Origin of the sequence: Mongoliibacter ruber (assembly GCF_003003005.1) — a bacterium.
Taxonomy (GTDB): Bacteria; Bacteroidota; Bacteroidia; order Cytophagales; family Cyclobacteriaceae; genus Mongoliibacter; species Mongoliibacter ruber.
Genome location: NZ_PVTR01000009.1, coordinates 1 through 21,593, shown reverse-complemented (window position 1 = coordinate 21,593; position 21,593 = coordinate 1). Strand labels below are relative to the sequence as shown.

The 21,593-nt window shown below is 38.5% G+C and carries 13 protein-coding genes and 1 tRNA gene; 8 read left to right on the top strand and 6 right to left on the bottom strand.

Going from position 1 to position 21,593, the window contains the following annotated elements; translation table 11 throughout:
• The first annotated feature begins 59 nt into the window (after nucleotides 1–59).
• Nucleotides 60–836 (top strand): Rossmann-like and DUF2520 domain-containing protein, encoded by a 777-nt coding sequence (locus CLW00_RS14975; RefSeq protein ID WP_106134510.1) that lies wholly within the window; start codon nucleotides 60–62, stop codon nucleotides 834–836.
• Nucleotides 837–1,026: 190 nt separating this feature from the next.
• Here CLW00_RS14975 and CLW00_RS14970 read toward each other — a convergent pair whose 3' ends face one another.
• The 3 genes from CLW00_RS14970 to CLW00_RS14960 form a co-directional block, all read right to left on the bottom strand.
• Entirely contained in the window at nucleotides 1,027–1,878 is an 852-nt protein-coding gene (locus tag CLW00_RS14970; protein ID WP_106134509.1) for a pirin family protein, read from the bottom strand.
• 125 nt (nucleotides 1,879–2,003) lie between these two features.
• The gene (locus tag CLW00_RS14965; protein ID WP_106134508.1) at nucleotides 2,004–3,005 is read right to left on the bottom strand and encodes an acyl-ACP desaturase; all 1,002 of its coding nucleotides are present in this window, start codon (nucleotides 3,003–3,005) and stop codon (nucleotides 2,004–2,006) included.
• Between the two features lie 136 nt (nucleotides 3,006–3,141).
• Nucleotides 3,142–4,860, bottom strand: a complete 1,719-nt coding sequence (locus tag CLW00_RS14960; protein ID WP_106134507.1) for a hypothetical protein — start codon at nucleotides 4,858–4,860, stop codon at nucleotides 3,142–3,144.
• 179 nt (nucleotides 4,861–5,039) lie between these two features.
• Between CLW00_RS14960 and CLW00_RS14955 the strand changes: the two genes are divergently transcribed.
• Complete coding sequence (locus tag CLW00_RS14955) at nucleotides 5,040–6,290, top strand: dipeptidase (RefSeq protein WP_106134683.1); 1,251 nt, start codon at nucleotides 5,040–5,042, stop codon at nucleotides 6,288–6,290.
• Nucleotides 6,291–6,439: 149 nt separating this feature from the next.
• On the opposite strand, the gene CLW00_RS14950 is transcribed toward CLW00_RS14955, so the two are convergent.
• Entirely contained in the window at nucleotides 6,440–8,839 is a 2,400-nt protein-coding gene (locus tag CLW00_RS14950) for a ribonucleoside-diphosphate reductase subunit alpha (RefSeq protein WP_106134506.1), read from the bottom strand.
• A gap of 40 nt (nucleotides 8,840–8,879) precedes the next feature.
• Complete coding sequence (locus CLW00_RS14945; protein ID WP_106134505.1) at nucleotides 8,880–9,860, bottom strand: ribonucleoside-diphosphate reductase small subunit; 981 nt, start codon at nucleotides 9,858–9,860, stop codon at nucleotides 8,880–8,882.
• Nucleotides 9,861–10,499: 639 nt separating this feature from the next.
• On the opposite strand from CLW00_RS14945, the gene rplU reads away from it, so the two are divergent.
• The 5 genes from rplU (at nucleotide 10,500) to CLW00_RS14920 (ending at nucleotide 19,339) form a co-directional block, all read left to right on the top strand.
• Nucleotides 10,500–10,811: a 50S ribosomal protein L21 gene (rplU, locus tag CLW00_RS14940; RefSeq protein ID WP_106134504.1), complete on the top strand. Its 312-nt coding sequence runs from the start codon at nucleotides 10,500–10,502 to the stop codon at nucleotides 10,809–10,811.
• A 32-nt stretch (nucleotides 10,812–10,843) separates the two neighbouring features.
• On the top strand, nucleotides 10,844–11,104 hold the full coding sequence (gene rpmA, locus CLW00_RS14935) for a 50S ribosomal protein L27 (protein WP_106134503.1): 261 nt from the start codon (nucleotides 10,844–10,846) through the stop codon (nucleotides 11,102–11,104).
• 667 nt (nucleotides 11,105–11,771) lie between these two features.
• A complete protein-coding gene (locus tag CLW00_RS14930) occupies nucleotides 11,772–14,735 on the top strand; it encodes a SusC/RagA family TonB-linked outer membrane protein (RefSeq protein ID WP_106134502.1) in 2,964 nt (987 codons plus the stop codon).
• A gap of 12 nt (nucleotides 14,736–14,747) precedes the next feature.
• A complete protein-coding gene (locus CLW00_RS14925; protein ID WP_106134501.1) occupies nucleotides 14,748–16,163 on the top strand; it encodes a RagB/SusD family nutrient uptake outer membrane protein in 1,416 nt (471 codons plus the stop codon).
• A 107-nt stretch (nucleotides 16,164–16,270) separates the two neighbouring features.
• Nucleotides 16,271–19,339, top strand: coding sequence for a WD40/YVTN/BNR-like repeat-containing protein (locus CLW00_RS14920; RefSeq protein WP_106134500.1), 3,069 nt, complete (start codon nucleotides 16,271–16,273; stop codon nucleotides 19,337–19,339).
• A gap of 372 nt (nucleotides 19,340–19,711) precedes the next feature.
• Here the strand turns inward: CLW00_RS14920 and CLW00_RS14910 are convergent, their stop codons facing one another.
• Nucleotides 19,712–20,455: a porin family protein gene (locus CLW00_RS14910; protein WP_106134498.1), complete on the bottom strand. Its 744-nt coding sequence runs from the start codon at nucleotides 20,453–20,455 to the stop codon at nucleotides 19,712–19,714.
• A gap of 175 nt (nucleotides 20,456–20,630) precedes the next feature.
• Between CLW00_RS14910 and CLW00_RS14905 the strand changes: the two genes are divergently transcribed.
• A tRNA-Arg gene (locus CLW00_RS14905) sits at nucleotides 20,631–20,704 on the top strand.
• Nucleotides 20,705–21,593: the final 889 nt, after the last annotated feature.

Below are 21,593 nucleotides of genomic sequence, written 5' to 3'. Positions count from 1 at the left end.
TATTTAAGATTCTGGTTGGTTCACTCTGACTGAATTCCACATATTATTATATTTCAACCATGAAATTTAAAATAGCCATACTGGGAACGGGAAATGTTGCTTGGCACTTGGCACCCGCGTTGGAAGAGGCAGGGCATACTATCACAGAAGTCTATGGACGGAGTGAAAAAAACATTAAGGGCATCACACAGAAGCTTTATACTGCTGAATCAAAAACTGACCTTGATTTTACAGAGTCTATAGCCGAAATTTTCATCATTGCAGTTAGTGATGATGCTATCAGCGAAATTTCCGATGAAATTATCCTCCCTGAGGATAGTATTTTGCTGCATACTTCTGGATCAGTTTCCATAGAAGCACTTGGATATAGTTCAGCGACTTACACAGGGATTTTTTATCCGCTACAATCTTTTTCTAAGGATCGGGAAATTTCTTTTGGAGAAGTTCCTTTTCTGCTAGAAAGTGAAGATCAGACCACTTTACAGAAACTTAAAAAGTTAGCCAAATCGTTGTCTCATCTTCAGTATGTAGTCAAAAGCAAAGATAGAAAGGCTTTGCATGTAGCAGCTGTTTTTGCGAGCAATTTCTCCAACCATATGATCAGGCTATCTGAAGAAATTATGGCGCGTCAGGGTTTAGATTTTGAAATGCTGAAACCACTGATCATTGAAACACTAAGTAAAAGTTTGGAATTAGGTGCAAAAAAGGCCCAAACGGGACCAGCAAAAAGAGAAGATCTGAATACCTTAGAGGCTCACCACCAATTCTTAAACTATAACGAACAGATTGCTGAAATTTACCGGCTGATTTCACAGGATATTATAGACTCGATCTAAAAAAGGCTCCCTATTAGAGAGCCTTTTTATTTGAAAATCGATTTGTCGAGGTTTTTGATAAAGGGATTACAATTGAATGAATTTTTTTATCAATCGATGATGCAGGTCGAATATCAGTTTATACCAGGAGTACTAAGATTAAAATATCCTCTAAGAATGGTTTCTATTGTGAAAAGAGGAATTTCAATTTCTATTCCCAAGTTCCAAACTTACCCTCCTGATAGTCTTGGTAAGCCTGCATGATCTCCTGATTGGTATTCATGACAAATGGACCTTGTGCGACCATTGACTCATTAAAAGGCTTGGCATGACCCAAAATAACTACTGCATCTTCTGAAGCTTCAAAGGCAACTGACTTGCCGTCATTATTGAACTCTATCAAGTTTCTAAAGGGTACTTTCTCGCCCTGTATTTTCACCTCTCCTCTCACAATGTAGAAAAACACATTTTCTTCCTGTGGTATATCCTTTTGGATTTTACCACCTTTTTTCAAATGAACAGTACTAAGGGAAATTGGCCATAGTGTATCAAATGAACCTTGATTATTTTCCCAATCCCCCGCAATCATCTGTACATACACTTTGCCTTCTTCTAGCTCAAAATGATTTATCTCTTCTTTTTGAAGTCCTATGTATCTTGGCTTAGTCATTTTTAACTTGGCGGGTAAATTCAGCCAAAGTTGAAGAATTTCTAAATCACCACCTTCTTTCTTGAATTTGTCAGATGAGACCTCGGCATGGATAAGTCCACTTCCTGCTGTCATCCATTGAATTCCTCCCGCGTTGATGACGGATTCGTGGCCACCGCTGTCTTTATGCATGATGTCGCCTTCTAAAATAAACGTCACTGTTTCCATACCTCTATGCGGATGTGGCCCAAAAGGCAATCCATTGTTGTTTTTGGGATAGGTTTGGTGACCGTGATGATTGAGGAAAATAAAGGGGTCTATCTGCCTAAGTTTTGGTGAGGGCAGCGGATTGTAGGTGATCAAATCTGCGATGGGATGGTAACTCGCTTTATGTATTTCTTTTATTGTCTTCATAATATTAAATGTATATACATGTAATCGAATTTAAACAAAGAATGTTCCCGACCGAGAACATTCTTTGTTGATTTTATGTAAATCACGATAAAAAAAGGCCTGATGTAATATCAAGCCTATTTTGATTATTTCAACCATGCGAGAGCAACCTCATCAGGAGCTTTCATTCGGTCAGCAAGCCTCATGTATCTGTCAGACAAGTTGGCTAGGTAGTCTTGTGCTTTGGAAGCCAAGCCATCCAATCCGCTTAGGGATTCAATATCCCAAAGTTTCACTAAGTGATCGATGATTCGTGCGTAATCCCAACCTGTGTAAACTCCGATTTTCTGTGTAATCGCAGAAAATTGATCAAATAATGTTGGGTTGCTGCCTCCTTTGCCCATCAATACCGCAGGCATAACAATCTGTTTTCTCATCATCTTTTCAAATGCTAGTATGGCACCATTAGGATCAATTTCGAAAACTTGGCTCATAAAGCTTTTGTAAGCTTTTTCATGTCTAGCCTCATCACCGGCTATGGTCTTACATATTCTTGAAAGTACATCATCTCCTGCTTTGTCAGCTAATTTACCCGTATTTACATGGGAAATTTTGGTAGCTCTTTCTTGGAATGAAGTGTATATGAGGGCTTGATATGGATCTTTTTCAGACCTCGGATCAAAACCGTTGTATATCAATCGATGAATGGTTTGCTCTACTTTTTTCATGTCGCATCTGCCTGATAAGTAAAGGTACTTGTTCAATAGATCACCATGTCTGTTTTCTTCTGCAGTCCAAGCTTTGGACCATTTTACCCAGCCTGAGTTACTCAGTAGGTTACCTTCGACATTTATACCTTCAAGTAAATTAAAATAAGTCTGGTAACTTGGTAGGGCCTCTTCAGTTATCATATTACCTACCAAGGAAGTAATTACTGTATCGGGAATTCCTGATGCTCTTTCCTGAAGCTTTTTAATTTCATCGAAAGCATCCATTTTTGACATATCTGGCAAGAAGTCTGTTGGCTGCCAACAATCATCTGGATCTACCAAAATATTTTCAACCGCATGGGTCACAAAGCCATCTAACTGGCTAATGACTTCCATGTTTTTTTCCAATTCGTAGTTTATATTATTTGATTTACTCATGATATTTAGATTTTTCTGCAATTAGCTTTGTGATTATTATGGCTCAAGTACAGTGTGTTCTCCCGTAAAGGTAAGGACAAATTGTTGTATATAGTTCAGGGAAACTTGATTTATGCAATCGGTTTCCGTATTAACTTCACCTATTTAGCACCCAAGTTCTTTGATTAAAATCAGATGGCGCGGTCTTTTTTAATCGATTGGCAATTCTGTCTAGGTACATGGTGTGGTATCGTAGACGTGTTATGTAATTGGGCTGATCAGGATCTCCATTCCAGCAATGTTCTGCCCGATCTCCGTAAAGCACCTCACCGTCGTAGTAGGGGTTTTCTGTTTTTTCCAAAAAATCCTCTGTGAGATAAACAGCATTGTTGAGGTAGTAATTGTCCATATCACCACAGTAAATGTGTATTTTGCCTTCCAGTTTTTCGCCTAAAGTATCCCAATCTCTCTCCATAATATAGCGTAAGTCAAAATTTTCTTTCCAATGATCAGCAACTTCTTTGTCAATCTCTCCACTGTATTTATTCCAAATAGGTTTTGGGTAGCCATCTGTGCCTACAGGTGAAAATACAGCTTGCCAAATATCCCATTGATCTCCAGACCTGCTTTTTTCTCCACCCAATGCCAGTTCCTTGTAGTTCATGTCTTTTAGCATGGCAGATACATGCCCAAGATAATTCCTCCTTCCGACACGTTCAGTAGTTCTAAAAGGCCCATTGATAAAGTAAGCATTATCATCCTCATATATATTGACTGTGGTGTAAGCCCTAAAATCTATTGGGTCTGGACAAGCTGCAAAACAACCATTGTATTCATCAGGATACTTAACCTGCACTGCCAAGGCTTCCCAGCCTCCCGTAGAACCTCCATAGGTGAATCTTGCCCAACCTTCTCCAATTCCTCTGAATTCTTTTTCGATATGAGGGATCAATTCATAGGTGATTGCATCTCCATAAGGGCCGATATTTTCCGAATTGACGGCATAACTGTCATCATAGAATGGATTTGCATGCTGGATTTCTATCGCAATAAATTTTGGAAAATCAGGAGAAATCCATTTTTGGTAAAAATTATATGCTTCTTCTTGCTGAATTTTATTGTATCCATAAATCCCAAATCTAGGACTGTATTCTTCTTCCATATCCTCATCTGGAGGTGTAGTTCTAAATCCTCCAAAATTAGGTGTAAAGTGCCCATGAAAAATCATCAAAGGATAGTATTCATTCGTATTCTCTTCAAATTCTCTGGGGATTAAAATATGGGCACCAAGGTAGATGTCACGACCCCAAAATTCAGAAAGTAAGTCTGATCGAAATTTGATATGCTTGATGTATTCAGTGTCTTCAGGTTCTTCAACCGGGGGATTGATTTGATCTATTTCGATTGAGAAATCCGATTTCCCATCCCAATTCACTTTTTTGGGTTTGCTGAATACGTTTCCAGGTGTACGGTTCCATTGTCGGCCTTCCCATTGGTCCATTGGCATTTTGATAGTGTGTCCATCAGCCCTGTTGAAGGTCTCATATTTGACTATATAGGCCTGTACCCAATATTCTCCACTCGGAATGTCTTTAAAGTTTTCAATGGGGTATCCAAAACTGGAAATGTCAAATTCAAAAGAATTTCCTTTTTGATAATTTTCAAAATCCATACCAATTACCTGGGCGGAGTTTACATCATCACTGACTGCAAAACGTGGCTCAGTATTATCCGAACCATGGAACAAAAGCAAGAGCCGTCCATCGCTGACTTCTGAGGCCAATTCCTCGGAGAGAGAGATGGATATTTTTGGGGATTTGTCTTCCTGACAAGAATACAGGAATAGTAAAAGAATAAATAGAGATAATCTGTTCATTTCGCAGAGGTTGGTTTCTAATCAATTTACCTAAAAATCTTAATGGTTGAATATGGCAGAGAATTTATTTTACAAGCGGAATTTTCATGCTTTGAAATTTAGAATTAACCGTTTATAAATCTTAAACCATGCTTATAGCATGAATACCTTAAATTATGACTTGTACCAAAACAGTCATTATGAAAAAGAATATGATTTTGGCTTTAGCAGCCCTGTGTATGTGGGCCTGTGGTCAAAGCACTGAACAAAATGAAACCGATTATACTCAATTGTCTGATGAGGAAAGGTTAGAAATCGCTCATGAAATAGCAAATAGCACCATTATAGTGGATGGTCATATGGATTTGCCATTGAGGATTTACAGCCAAACTGATGGTAATCCTGAATTGACTTATGATTTTATTAACCGTCAAGCGGAAGGCAATATTGATTACGTGAGGGCTAGAGAGGGTGGCGTAGATGCTCCTTTCATGGCGATTTATATTCCGGCCTCATACCAGGAGACTGGTGGAGCCATAGGTCTTGCAGATACCCTGATCATGATGGTAGAAAAACTCGCCAGTTCTTGGCCTGATAAGATTGCCATGGCATATTCTCCACAGGATATCAAGGACAATTTTGAAAAGGGTTTGCTCTCACTTCCAATGGGAATAGAAAATGCTGCGGCCATAGAAGATGATCTTTCCAACTTGGAATATTTTTTTGAAAAAGGAATCAGATACATGACATTGACTCACGGTAAGGATAATCTGGTGGGAGATTCATCTTATGACGATTCCGAAACTCATGGTGGGCTGAGTGATTTTGGGAAAGAAGTGGTAAAAGAAATGAACCGATTGGGGATGATCATTGATGTTTCTCATATTACGGACAAGACTTTCTTTGACGTAGCGGAAGTCAGTAAGGCGCCTATTGTGGCTACCCATAGTTCGGTGAGGAATTTCACCCCTGGTTTTGAAAGGAATGTATCTGATGAAATCATCAAGAAAATAGCTGAAAAGGATGGTTTAGTCATGATTACCTTTGGTGGAAGTTTCTTAGATCAGGCTTATGCTGATGCCAATGCTGAAATTAGAGCCCATATAGTGAGATGGTTAGAGGAAAATAATCTTACCTACCGAGATGCAGAGGCTCAGGAATATATAAGGCAATATTCGGCTGACAAAAAACCATCAGTTCATGTCTCAAAAGTGGCTGAACACATTGATCACGTTATCAAACTAGTAGGAATTGACCATGTTGGCTTAGGGTCTGATTTTGATGGTGTTGGTGATACTTTGCCTGAAGGACTAAAAGACGCTTCCATGTACCCTAATTTGATTGCTGAATTACTCAAATTAGGTTACTCAAAAGAGGAGATTGAGAAAATTTGTAGTGATAACTTTTTTAGAGTTTGGGAAAAAATCTTGTCTGTCGCTGAGGAGGGATGAGGAAATAATCAAATCAATTATAGGTCAAAAATTAAAGCGGTCTAGGTTTAAAAACCTAGACCGCTTTTTTTATGAGTAGTTGATAATAGAAAAAGCGCCTGAAAACTCAGACGCTTTTTGCCAACAAACGAACTCTAAAATTAATTTTATCAACTGCCACACATATCACATCCTTCCGGATCATCCAGTGAGCATGCAATGGCGTCTTGGTTTTGTGATTTTGCAGCATTTGCCAGTGCAGCATCATTGACTTTATCAGCGGCTAATGCAGCTTTGTCAACAGTAAACTGAATGGCGCTTGCAGCTGCCTGTGATCTCAGGTAATACATACCGGTTTTGAGGCCCTTTTTCCATGCATAGAAATGCATGGAAGTCAATTTACCAAAGTTAGGATCTTGCATGAAAACATTCATACTCTGTGATTGACAAATATATGCTCCTCTGTCTGCGGACATATCGATAATCACTCTTTGGGAAATTTCCCAAACTGTTTTGTAAATATCTTTGATGTTCTGAGGAATGTTAGGTATTGCCTGAACTGATCCGTTTGCTCCAATAAGCCTGTTTTTCATATTGTCATTCCACAATCCTAACCTAATGAGGTCTTTCATCAAGTGTTTGTTGACCACAATAAATTCGCCTGATAGTGTTCTTCTGGTGTAAATATTAGAGGTATATGGTTCAAAACACTCATTGTTCCCCAGAATCTGAGAAGTTGAAGCTGTTGGCATTGGTGCTACCAAAAGTGAGTTTCTAACGCCATACTTTTTGACTTTTTCTTTGAGATCATCCCATGCCCATCTTCCTGATTTTGGGGTCACACCCCAAAGGTCAAACTGGAATTTTCCTTTAGAAACAGGAGACCCTTCATAAGTCTCGTAAGTGCCTTGGGTTTTGGCTAGCTCCATAGATGTTTCCATGGCAGCAAAGTATATCGTTTCGAAAATATCCTCATTGAGACCTTTGGCTTCCTGAGATTCAAATGGCATTCTCAAGGCGATAAAGGTATCTGCTAATCCCTGTACACCTAGACCAATTGGTCTGTGTCTGAAGTTAGATCTCTTGGCTTCCTCTACAGGGTAATAGTTTACATCAATGACTTTGTTTAGGTTCTTGGTCGCTACTTTGGTGATCTCATATAGTTTTTTATGATCAAAGTACTTTTTGCCATCAGTGCCTGTCGCCACAAACTTAGGTAGTGCCAGCGAAGCCAGATTACATACAGCAACTTCATCAGGGGCTGTATATTCTATGATTTCAGTACATAAGTTTGAGGACTTGATAGTCCCTAGGTTTTGCTGATTTGATTTTTTATTTGCGGAATCCTTGTAAAGCATATAAGGAGTCCCCGTTTCTATTTGAGATTCGAGGATTTCGAACCATAGCTCCTGAGCCTTTATGGTTTCACGTGCTCTTCCTTCTCTTTCGTATTTTTCGTATAGTTTTTCAAACTCCTCACCATGGCAATCACCTAATCCTGGAGCTTCATTTGGACAGAATAATGACCACTCGTCATTTTGCTCAACCCTTTTCATGAATAAATCCGGAATCCACATCGCATAGAAAAGATCTCTTGCCCGCATCTCTTCCTTTCCGTGGTTTCTCTTCAATTCAAGAAAATCTTTCACATCAGCATGCCATGGCTCCAAATAGATGGCAAAACTACCTTTCCTTTTTCCACCACCTTGATCTACATATCTAGCGGTCATGTCAAAGTTTCTCAACATGGGGACTATTCCATTTGATACTCCATTTGTTCCTCTGATATAACTTCCTTTTGCTCTTACATTGTGAATAGAAAGACCAATCCCACCGGCTGATTGAGAGATTTTGGCAGTTTGTTTCAAGGTATCATAGATACCATCTATACTGTCATCTTTCATGGTCAGCAAAAAGCATGAAGACAATTGTGGTTTTGGAGTACCCGCATTGAACAGCGTAGGGGTAGCATGGGTAAACCATTTTTCTGACAAAAGATTATAAGTCTCAATAGCAGCTTCGATATCCTCTTTATGTATACCTACAGCTACTCTCATCAACATGTGTTGAGGCCTTTCTACTACTTTATTGTCGAGCTTGATAAGGTAGCTTTTTTCTAAGGTCTTGAATCCGAAGTAATCGTAATCAAAATCTCTTTTGTAATCTATCGCCTCATCAAATTTGGCAGCATGCTTTTTGACCACACCGTATACATCAGGAGCAATCAGGGCTGCATTTTCCCCGGTTTTTGGATTGATGTAGGTGTAAAGCCTTTTCATAGTATTGGAAAAGGATTGACTGGTAGTTTTGTGGAGGTTAGATATAGCAATCCGTGCCGCCAATACAGCATAATCAGGATGCTTCACTGTCAATGAAGCACATACTTCGGCTGCAAGATTGTCAAGTTCTGTGGTGGTGACACCGTCATAAAGACCATCAATTACCTTTTTAGCCACTTCTATTGGCTGTATATAGCGGCCATCTAGGTTGTAGCAAAGATTTTCTATCCTAGTGGTTATCTTATCAAACCTGACAGATTCTCTTCGTCCGTCTCTTTTTATTACTAACATGCTTATGAAATTTAGGTGGGTGGATGGGTTACTTTGGTTTCTAGAATTCTTCTCCCATAGAGAATTTAGGTGAGTCTACGGCATCTTTGGATTTCATCACACCCGCTTTTTGGTAGTCACCAACTCTTTTTTCAAAGAAGTTTGTTTTTCCTTGAAGCGAAATCATGTCCATGAAATCAAAAGGATTAGTACTGTTCCAAACTTTGGCACATCCTAATTCGGCCAAAAGTCTGTCTGCCACAAATTCAATATATTGGCACATTAAGTCTGAATTCATTCCGATCAATTTTACCGGAAGCGCGTCAGTAACGAATTCTTTCTCAATTTCCACTGCATTTTTGATAATGTCTGTCACCGTTTCTTTAGGTAATGAATTGATCACATGCTTGGTATATAAATGACAAGCAAAATCGCAGTGCAATCCTTCATCTCTCGAAATAAGTTCGTTGGAGAAGGTTAGTCCTGGCATAAGCCCTCTTTTTTTCAACCAGAAAATAGAACAAAATGAGCCCGAAAAGAATATCCCTTCTACTGCAGCAAAGGCAACGAGTCTCTCTTGGAATGATCCATTATCGATCCACCTCAATGCCCAATCAGCTTTTTTCTTGACACAATCAATATGCTCTATCGCATTCAAAAGTTTATCTCTTTCTACACTGTCCTTTATATAAGTATCTATCAAAAGGCTGTACGTTTCAGAATGGATGTTTTCCATTGCGATCTGAAAGCCGTAGAAAAATTTAGCTTCTGTGTACTGTACTTCAGAAACAAAATGTTCGGCTAGATTTTCATTCACTATACCATCACTAGCGGCAAAAAATGCCAATACATGTGATATAAAATGCCTTTCTCCGTCATTTAAGTTTTTCCAGTCTTTCAAGTCCTGACTAAGATCGATTTCTTCTGCCGTCCAAAAGCTTGCTTCTGCCTGCTTATAATACTGCCAGATGTCGTCATGCTGGATGGGGAATAATACGAATCTACCGCTGTTTTCTTGGAGTATAGGTTCTATTTGTTGCATTGGTGTTGATTTTTGTTTCAGAATATTCTCAGTTTAAAGCCTGATCGCTTTCCTTACATGAACTGGACAGAAAAGGCCGTCTTTTGGAAACAGCCTTTCAACAAATATGATTAACTATTTTCAAAAATAAAACCCGAAAACCTACGAATTCAATAGTTTTTTGAATATAGTTCAAAATACATATAAAAAACTAATATACAATATTTTATACTATATAAATTAAAGCAAAGATTTAATCATTTACGCCATTATCTGGCCATAAAAGTTTTTTTAAATAAATTGAAAAAGATTTTTCAGGAGAAATTTGAAGTAAAATTTGAATTTGGTTCAAGTTATTGAGCGGTTATAATTCTCCTAATATGGTTAGATTAAATAATTGTAAATCAATATGTTGTTGGATGATTGTTTGGCTTTTATCCAAACATCTGAAATTTTTTTCCCCATTTTAGTAAATGAATTTGAGTAGAAAAGTTATCTTTTTAAGTGACAATTAAAAGGCTGTGCATCTATTGTTTTGAGTAGCTTTTGGAATGGTTTTCACCTTGCAATTCTTTGTTATTTTCTACATTTGTTTTTTTATTCTGTAGAGGCTTCCTATATTTGCACCTCAATTTCCTAAAGTAATATTTATAATATAATATGTACGCAATAGTCAACATCGCAGGAAAGCAGTTCAAAGTAACAAAAGATCAGTCTGTCTATGCACCATTAATGCAAGGCGAGGCTGGCGCTTCCGTGGAATTTGACCAAGTATTGTTAGCTGATGATAACGGTACTGTGTCAATAGGAGCACCAATCCTAGAAGGTGCTAAGGTATCAGGGAAAATCCTTGATCACGTAAAAGGTGACAAAGTTATAGTCTTCAAGAAGAAAAGAAGAAAAGGCTATAAGAAGAAAAACGGTCACAGACAGAATTATACCAAAGTATTGATTGAAAATATCACATTGTAAGATTTCTGTTGAAATCATAAACTAATATAATTATGGCTCACAAGAAAGGTGTCGGTAGTTCCAGAAACGGTAGAGAATCCCATAGCAAGAGACTAGGGGTTAAGAAATTTGGTGGTGAGGCAGTTATTGCCGGTAACATCATCGTAAGACAAAGAGGTACCAAGCATCATCCAGGCTTGAATGTAGGTGTAGGCAAAGATCACACTTTATTCGCTCTGACAGATGGTAAGGTTCAATTCAGGAAAAAATTTGACGGAAAATCTTATGTAAACGTTGTTTCTGCTGAAGCATAAGTTCACAAAGATTCTATCTGAATATTAAAGGTTGCCTATTTATAGGTGACCTTTTTTTATGTTAAATTTTTGCAGTATGCCATTTTGTTAAAGACACAGCTGGCATTCGTTTTTTTTCTGAATTATGATTATCCTGTTCTTTGCCAGTAAGCTCAGATTTTAGTATTTGTGATAGCTTTGGTTCAAACTGCCTGGGCAGGCAGGTATCCACAAACATCTTGTCCACCGTGGCAGATCTTATATCTAATTGAATCCAGAATCAGGCGTTTATTTTTTCCGGCATCATTCCGTATATACATATACAGCAATTTAATATCTCATAAATCTCTCAAAAAGTCGAATTTTTTACTGTTCAAGAGTACTAGTAGGCAATTTCCTTATTTCATTAATTACTTTTTAGTAGAAAGAAAGCCTGTTATAGGTATTTAATTCAGTAAATTCTATCAATACGATACTGTTCAGAATATAAATTTGTATAAGGTTTTAATATTAGAATTAACATGAATAAAATATTAAAATTTCAGTTTTTTCACAAATAAATTTTGCGGAATTTACCTGTGCTTTAAGTTCTTTCAATACTCTTATTTGACCATTCATCATAGTTCACATTGGTTCTTGGATTTAATTTCAATTAAATTTTAGTAATGAATATAAAACCTTAACAACTATGAAGAAAATTTTACTTGCAGCCATATTATATTTGGTTGTTGCAGCCGGGCATGTATTTGCCCAACAACGAACGGTGTCTGGGACGGTGATTTCCAGCGCTGACAACCAGCCCATCCCGGGGGCTAACATTCAGATCAAAGGGACGAATATTGGAACTGTCACAGATATTGACGGACAGTATTCCATACAGGTGCAGGATGGCAGTGCTGTTCTGATCTTTACTTACATTGGGTACGTCACTCAAGAGTCTTTAGTCGGTAATAGAGATGTCATAGATATGACCTTAAATGAAGATTTAAAGCAACTGGGTGAAGTCATTATTGTAGGCTATGGAGAGCAGGATAGAAAAACACTTACTTCATCCATATCCTCCGTAAGTTCAAAGGATATTGAAAACCTACCTATGCCAAGTCCGGATCAAATGATGCAAGGCCGGGCAGCTGGTGTCCTGGTATCAGCCAATTCGGGAACTCCTGGAGGTGGTATGTTTGTGCGGGTTAGGGGTTCTACTTCAATCAATGCAGATAACGATCCTTTATATGTAGTCGATGGGATACCCATCGTATCAGGAAACCTATCCGCTGTAGGCCTAGGTGGTGGTACAGCAAATGCAATGGCTGACATCAATCCTGCAGACATCGAGTCTATGGAAATTCTCAAAGATGCTTCTGCAACAGCTATTTATGGAGCAAGAGCTGCTAATGGGGTAGTTTTGATTACCACCAAAAGAGGCAAAAGCCAAAAAGCAAAAGTAAGCATTGGAGCATATCATGGCGTTCAAAGTGCTTGGAGAAAACCTGATTTGGTTGATGGTTCTACATTTGAAATGCTCAGAAACGAGGCGGCTGTCAATAATGGCGGTGAGCCTATTTATGCCAATCCATCTCAGGCAATCAGTACTAATTATTCTGATCTGATTTTCAGAGATGCACCAATCACAAATTTTGATGTATCTGTTACCGGAGGCAATGACCAAATCAGGTACTTGGCATCTGCATCTGATTTCAACCAGGATGGAATCGTAGCTCCTACCTCTTTTGCCCGAAGAACAGGTAGGTTAAACCTGGATGCGTTTGTTTCCGATAAATTGAAAATCGGGACGAGTATCCTTTACTCACGAAATATCAGGAACAGGGTCAACAATGATGATAATATTGCCGGAGCACTTGGTGGTACGCACTTTTTCCCGTCAAATTTGCCCCCATTCCAGCAAGATGGTAGTTATACCAAGTTTTCCATTTTTGAAAATCCTCTTGCAGTAATCAATGAAAACGATATCACAATGGTGACCAATAGGGTTTTGGCTACTGTGTATGGAGAATATGAGTTTTTCCCTGGGTTGACTCTTAGAAGTAATTTCAGTGTGGACTATAACAATGTCAAAGAGGATACCTATATCAATACATTCCTTAATGCCGGAGCAGCAGTCAACGGTCAGGCCTCTTCTATAGTTTCAGTCAATGATAACTGGATTCAGGAGAATGTGCTTAATTACCAAACGAGCTTTGGAAGTGGGCATAGCCTCAGTGTGTTGCTTGGAACTTCACTACAGCAGTCGACTTTTGAGAGAACTACTGCCACAGGACAGCAATTCCCATCCAATGATTTTAAAAGGATTGCCTCTGCCGCTGTTCAGACCTCTTCGTCTGATGGATCTGTATGGGGTATTGCTTCTGTTTTCAGTAGGGTGAATTATTCTCTTAACAACAAATATTTGCTGACACTTAACTTAAGAAGAGATGGAAGTTCACGATTTGGTGCAGCAAACCGTTGGGGAACATTCCCATCAGCTGCAGTGGGATGGAGAATTTCTGAAGAAGACTTTTTCAATAAAGGAAAGTTTGTTTCTGATCTAAAAGTCCGATCAAGTTACGGGGTGACAGGTAATCAGAATGGAATCAATGATTTCCAATCAAGAGGACTTTGGGCTGGTGGAGCCAATTATGCAATTACTCCTGGTACAGAGCCCTCTCAACTTGCAAATCCTGACCTGAGATGGGAACGTACTGCCCAATTTAATATAGGTGTAGATGTAGCTTTCTTCAACGAAAGGCTTAACATGACTTTTGACTACTATGATAAGCAGACAACTGATTTATTGTTGGCTGTACCAATTCCAAGATCTAGCGGTTTTACCAGTATCTTCCAAAATTTTGGAGAAATGGAAAACAAAGGTTTTGAATTGTCTATTACGGGAACCCCTATCTTGAAGCAAGATTTTACCTGGGATATCAATTTTAATATTGCTCAAAATAGAAATAACATCAAAAGACTGGCGCAATCAATACCTGTATACAATAGGGATATCATCAGAATGGAGGAAGGAATTCCAATGTATTCATTCTGGATGCATAATCAATTGGGTGTAGATACTGAAACAGGTGACCCAATTTGGGAAACCAGTGATCCAAACAGACCATTTGACCCTAATATTGACAGGTTTATCGTAGGGAATGCATGGCCTGATTTCTTTGGTGGATTGACCAATACATTTAGGTATAAAAACTTCGATGCCATGATATTTTTCCAATACTCATATGGAAATGATCAGTTATTCTGGAATAGATTCTTTCAGGAACATGGGGGTACTCGAAACACCAACTTTTTGGGAAGTCAACTCGACAGATGGCAACAACCGGGTGATGTCACGATGGTGCCTAGGATGACCAATGCTAACTATGCCGCTAACCTGAGGCCATCAAGGTTTGTGGAAGATGGATCTTATGTAAGACTTAAAAACTTGAGTATAGGATATACCCTTCCTCCATCATTTGCTTCAAAATTGGGAATGACATCTGCCAGAATTTATTTCAGTGGACAGAACCTACTGACCTTTACCAATTACAGTGGTCTCGATCCGGAAGTCAATTCTACTGCTTCTACTTCTACTACGCAAGGTGTGGATTTTTACGCCATGCCTCAGCCAAGAGTATTTATGGGAGGGTTTAATATCACATTCTAAATTCAGAAAATCATGAAAATCAATTATATATATACCGGAATCGCAGTACTGGGGATTTGCTTTATAAATGCCTGTAATGTGTTGGACCAAGAGCCTGAAATACAGATATCAGATGAAGTAGCTTTTGCTAACGAAAAGAGTGCCGATGCTGCATTGGCAGGACTCTATCACCAGTTACAGGCAGGGGCTTATTATGGTAGGAATTTCCAGAATATTTGTGAGGTTTCCAGTGATATTTCCCAAAGTGTAGGTACTTGGGACTTTTATAGAGAGTTGGATACTTATCAGTTGGATGCCTCCAATTTGGAAGTTACCAATTTTTACACTGCTGCTTATAGAGCAATTAATCAAGCAAATAATATTATTGCTGAAGTTCCTGGGATAGAAATGAATCAAACCAAAAAAGATGGTATTATCGGACAGGCTTATTTTGTCAGAGCCCTTGCGGTATTCGATCTTAATAGGGTATTTGGTGGAGTTCCTGGAGTAATCGGTGATCAAAGTGTGGTCCTACCTTTGACGCCGTCTAGAGCAGTCAATGATGATTTGTTCCCAAGCAGGCCTTCTCTGATTGATGGGTACAATCAGGTCGAGGCAGATCTATTAAATGCCTTGAACTTACTCCCTGAGGCTGGTGCCAATAATACTGCTACAAGAGCAAAGGCCGTAAAAAGTACCGCAAGAGCATTGCTGTCTAGGTTTTACCTCTATACTAGAAATTATAATGAAGTCATAAGGTTGGCTACTGAAGTAATAGAGGATGGTAAGTATAGTTTATTGGAAGACTACCTCGGTATTTATGCAGGGGAATTTACTACCGAATCAATTTTTGAATTGGAGTTTATTGCAGCTGATCAGAGTGGAATGAGGTTCTGGTATTTCCCAGGCGCTCAAGGTGGAAGAGGCGAACTTGCTGTTCACGAAAGCTTTATTACCGATATTCAGTCTGATGAAAATGACGTGAGAGGTGCCATGTTTGGTTTTGATCCTATCCAAGGAGTCTATTTTCCGACGAAATATCAAAAACCTGGCAACATTGATAATTTTCATGTCATTAGGATAGCAGAAATGTACCTCAATAGGGCAGAAGCTTATGCTCAATCTTCCGGTTCATTAGCGCTTGCGGTAAATGACCTCAATGCCATTAAAGAAAGAGCAGGTGTGGCCCCTTATTCAGGACCTATGACACAAGAAGCGGTTTTATTGGAGATTGAAAAAGAAAGGAAATTTGAATTGGCTTTTGAAGGACACAGTTTCTTTGATCTTGTAAGAACTGAGCGTGCACTTATTGTTTTGGGAAGTGTGGAAAGAAAAAATTCCTCTGCACCTGTGAGCTTAGATCAGCCTTGGAAGCAAATTTTGCCCATTCCTAGAGATGAATTGCTCTCTAATCCAAATATGGTTCAAAATCCGAACTATGGTAATTAGTATTGCCTTTGTAGTGTCTTTTTACTTCGTGGCAATTTAGTCGTGAAGTAATAAGACACTACTTTATAATTATAGTACACCGATTTATTCAATCAAATTATTACACTATGAAAAGAATATTTATCCCAATAGTCTGCTTATTTCTATGGTTTTTGGTTTTGCCAAGCCAAGAGATACAGGCTCAAACTTATGACGAATCACTTTATGATGCAGTCCAATGGAGATTAGTTGGCCCACATAGAGGTGGTAGGTCGGCTGCAGTAGCCGGAGTCACTTCAGATAGAAATACATATTATTTTGGAGCTACGGGTGGTGGTGTTTGGAAAACCGAGAATGCCGGTAGAACATGGGACAATATCTCAGATGGCTTCTTTGGGGGTTCCATTGGAGCTGTTACTGTAGCTGAATCTGACCCTAATATTATTTATGTAGGAGGTGGAGAAAAAACTGTAAGAGGCAATGTTTCCTATGGTTATGGTTTTTGGAAGAGTACCGATGCTGGCAAGACTTGGGAGCATTTGGGAATGGAGGAAACGAGGTTTATTTCCAGAATAAGAGTACATCCAGAGAATCCTGATGTTGTGTATGCAGCTGTTTTAGGTGATATTTTTAAACCTACAGAAATGAGAGGGGTTTACAAGTCTACAGACGGAGGGAAATCCTGGGAAAGAAAATTGTTTGCAGGACCGGTAGCTGGTGCGGTAGATTTGATTCTTGATCCTAACGATCCGGAAACTATGTACGCTTCGACATGGGATGTGAAAAGGACACCGTACAGTTTGGAGAGTGGTGGGCCAAATTCAAAAATGTTCAAAAGTACTGATGGTGGAGAAAACTGGACAGAAATCTCAAGAAATCCAGGTTTACCGGATGGCTTACTGGGCATCATGGGTATTACTGTATCTCCTTTAAATTCAAATAGACTTTGGGCAATAGTAGAAAACCTGAATGGTGGTGTTTTTAGATCCGATGATGCAGGTGCCACTTGGACCAAAACAAATGAAGATAGAAACCTGAGACAAAGGGCTTGGTATTATACTAGGATTTATGCAGATACTCAGGATGAAAATACTGTCTATGTAGTCAATGTAGATTATCATAAATCAACTGATGGAGGAGAGACTTTCAAGGGGTCAAGAGCCCCTCATGGAGATCACCATGACCTTTGGATTGACCCTAATGACAATACAAGAATGGTGATTGCCGATGATGGTGGTGCGCAAGTGTCCCTTGATGGTGGAGAATCCTGGTCTACTTATATGAACCAACCGACAGCCCAATTTTACCGGGTGACAACGGACAACCATTTCCCTTACAGAATCTATGGTGCTCAGCAGGATAATTCTACTATGAGAATTAACCACAGAAATGATGGTTATGGAATTACTGAAGATGATTGGGAAGTAAGCGCAGGAAGTGAAAGTGGATGGCTGGCTGTTGACCCGACTGACAATGATGTGGTTTTTGGTGGTAATTATGGAGGTTTGCTTCAATTGCTTAATCACTCTTCAGGCGCAAGAAGAAATGTGAATGTTTACCCTGACAACCCAATGGGCCATGGTGCAGAAGGAATGAAATATAGGTTCCAGTGGAATTTCCCGATTTTCTTTTCACCACATGATCCAGAAGTTTTGTATACAGCCTCTAACCAATTTCACAGGTCTACGAATAAGGGGCAGACTTGGGAAACTTTCTCTCCGGACCTTACTAGAAATGCCAAAGAAAAGCTAGGCCCATCTGGAGGACCTATCACCAAGGATAATACTTCTGTGGAATACTATAGTACTATTTTTGCTGCGACCGAATCTCCACTTAAGAAGGGGGTACTTTGGACAGGTTCTGATGATGGTTTGATCCATGTCTCAAAGGATAATGGTGAGACTTGGGAAAATGTAACCCCGGCAAATTTTCCGGAATGGACTCAGGTAAACAGTGTAGAAGGGCATCCATTTGAAGAAGGAGGCCTCTATGTAGCTGCTACTTCATACAAAAATGGCGATTTCGCTCCATATCTATATAAAACTACTGACTATGGAGTTACGTGGACCAAAATCGTTGATGGGATTGACCCGCAACATTTTACCAGGGTAGTAAGAGCTGATCCAGCAAGAAGAGGAATATTGTATGCCGGCACTGAAACAGGCATCTATATGTCTTTTGATGATGGAGCTAGCTGGCAGTCAATGCAGCTTAATTTGCCGATTGTTCCTATTACAGATTTGACAATCAAAGATAACAATCTGATTGCAGCCACTCAAGGAAGAAGTTTTTGGATCATCGATGACTTGACTGTTTTACACCAGCTTTCCGATGATGTGAAAAACAAGCCTTTCCATTTATTTAAACCTCAGGATTCGTACTTGTTGGATGGTGTGAGAAGAGAGTCAGCTACTGCTGGTACAAATAGACCTGGTGGTGTTTTGGTATATTACCATTTGAAAAACGACCCCAAAGAAGAACTTAAAATTGAGTTTTTTGATAAAGATAAAAACCTGATAAGAGAATTTTCTTCGAAGGGTGTAGAGGGAGATACGTTGAAGTATAAATCAGGTTCAAATGAATTCAACTGGAACTTGAGAGTGCCTGATGCAATTGGATTTGAGGGAATGATCATGTGGTCAGGTCCTTTGAGAGGACCAAAGGTGGTTCCTGGCGATTACCATGTCAGGTTGACTGTTGATGGACAATCGCAGGAGGAATCATTCAAAGTGTTGCCTGATTTAAGGTATCCATCTTCTCAGCAAGACTTGCAGGCCCAATACGACTTTCTTATTGATGTCCGAGACAAGTTGACAGAAACGCATGAGGCAATCATTGTCATTAGAAAATACAGAGATGAGTTAAATGAGATTGCGAAGGAAAACCCAAGGCAGAAAAGAAGGATAGATGGTATCGTAAATGCAATATCAGATATTGAAAAGGAATTGTATCAGACCCAAAACAGAAGTGGTCAAGACCCTTTGAATTATCCTATCAGACTCAACAACAAACTCGCTCATTTGAATGTCATTGCCGGAACAGGTGCTTACAGGCCTACAGATGGAGCTGAGGAAGTAAGACAGGAAATCACCAGACAGATAGATGTTCAGTTGACTAAATTTAGAGAAATTGAACAATCTCAAATTTCCAACATCTTAAATATAGAAGAGTTGAAGACTGAATTGAAGAGAAAGTAAATATTATATGATTATCCGCAATTATGCCACTAATCAATTAAAGGATGGATTTTGGGCAAACCGATACTAATGGATATTTTCTGATATTAGTTCGAACTCACAGATTAATTCTATTATATAGATTCTATTGTTATGAAAGCGGATATCATAAAATGGAAAATAAAAAAGGGGCCAATCGAGCCCCTTTTTTATTTGTTTAAATGAAAAGATGTTATTACCATAATCGGCTTCTTTGTCGGCAACCGTAAATTCTAGTATTGGTGGTAACTTTAGTTCAATAGTCACAAATTTCTAATACCCAATAGTATCAAATTGAATCAAAGATTAGTATTTTTTTATTATCGGCTTCAATCCATAGAAACCTTTTCTTTTTTAAAACAATGTAGCTGAGATACCAAAGTTAATCTGATTTGCCTGTGTTCTGAAAGGTCCATTTTCTCCTTCAAAAACCTGATTGAGTCCATAATAACCCCATATATTAAATCCTGGAAATCCTATTCTGGTATAAACCCCATACCTAAGCGGGCTAAAGCCAAAAGATTGTCTGTCCTTTATTTTCCTCGTCAAATCCTGATCATCGGTATATTGCACTTTTGTTTGGGCGTTTAGAAGGTAACCTACCTTTCCTCCAAGAGCTATTCTAAAACTCTTACTGTAGTTTCTTTTGTTGAAATGATACCTAACTTCAAGAGGTAAATCAATATAATTGGCAGAGGCGTTGTTCCTGTTTACTGATATGTCTTCGCCATATACCTCTTCCAATTCTAGCATTTGGCTAGATTCGGGTCCTATAGCAGGATTGTTAAATAGATTTCTATTGTCTCGGAAGGCCATTTTATCTGTTCCAATGCCTATCCCGGGATTGAAGGTGAATCCCGTTTGATTACCGATATTCACCGGATAATGAAAATAAGCATTAAATGTTCTTGAGCCGAAAAAGTTTGTTCCAAGTTCATCAGGTATGTTGTTGAGTCTGTTGAAACCGAAATCTATGAATAAGTCACCTTTTATATCAGGTCTTCCTCCAATTGGGGTTCTTTCTCTTTTCTCCTCTTGTGCGAATAATAATGTCAGAGAGACAAAATTTAATAGTAGAATTAATGATAATCTTTTCATGAAAGAGTTTATTGACTTTAAAATTTCGGCTAAATTATAAAATCATGCTTGATTTGCAGTTCTTTTCCTCTTAATTATTCTTAATTAGAAAATTGAATTGAGAAAAGCTTTTGAAAATGATTTGAATTTGTCTTTTGCAATTTCAGAAAACCTCCCTACTTTTGCAATCCCAAATGGCTTCGTAGCTCAACTGAATAGAGCACCTGATTACGGCTCAGGAGGTTTCAGGTTTGAATCCTGACGAGGTCACTAAAAGCGCTTTTTTAAGGCGCTTTTTTTATTTATGCTGTTTCATTCATCTGATCCAATGTGCAGCATTCACTTGTTGATGGCTTTTTCGTCACATATAATATGCCGATATGCTTATGTGATAATGATAAACCCTTTTTCTGAAATAATAGATTTTTATCGGGGCGGTTTTGCGGATTTTCTGAAATAATAAGTTTTCACTTGTGAGCATTTTTTATGAAATGAAAAGTCCTAAGGGCAAGTGGAGCATGGCGCATAAAATGCTTCGTCAAAAATTGCTCTTTCAGTTTTTGCAATACACTATATATACTATAAGTGTTTTGCTACTTTAAATCCTCAGGTCAAAAAGGCTACTATCGTTTTTGAGTGCTCTTAAGAATTCCAATAAATCGACGCAACCAAGGGTAGCTTGAGAGTCAATACCGATTTATAATATTTGAATCCTGACTTATGTGCTTATCCTTTTTATTAAGAGGTAGATTGTCCTCAAATATCTTGAATACCTAATTTCAGAAACCTATAAAAATGTTTTAATATTTTCAATCTCAAAATCAGTCAGTTGAAAGAAACCTTGCATTAAATGGTTAAAACAGTTGCGTTACCTCTTGCTAACTGAGATAATGTGTTTACCTTTGCAAACCCAAAACGATGGGAACGCTGCGAAAATCAGCAGGAAAAATTGAAATAAGCGAAGGGTAATCGATAAAAAAAAGATTAAAATTTTAACTTTTAATTATTGATAAAATAAAATTTTGTTTTACCTTTGCAGACCTGTTTCGAAAGAGAGGGTAAAGAAGTAAGAAACTAACGGAAAGCGTTGGTCAAGTTCTGATGTAGATTGAAGGTATTGATCTATGATCGGGAGTAAGTTCATTGAAAGGCTGTAACA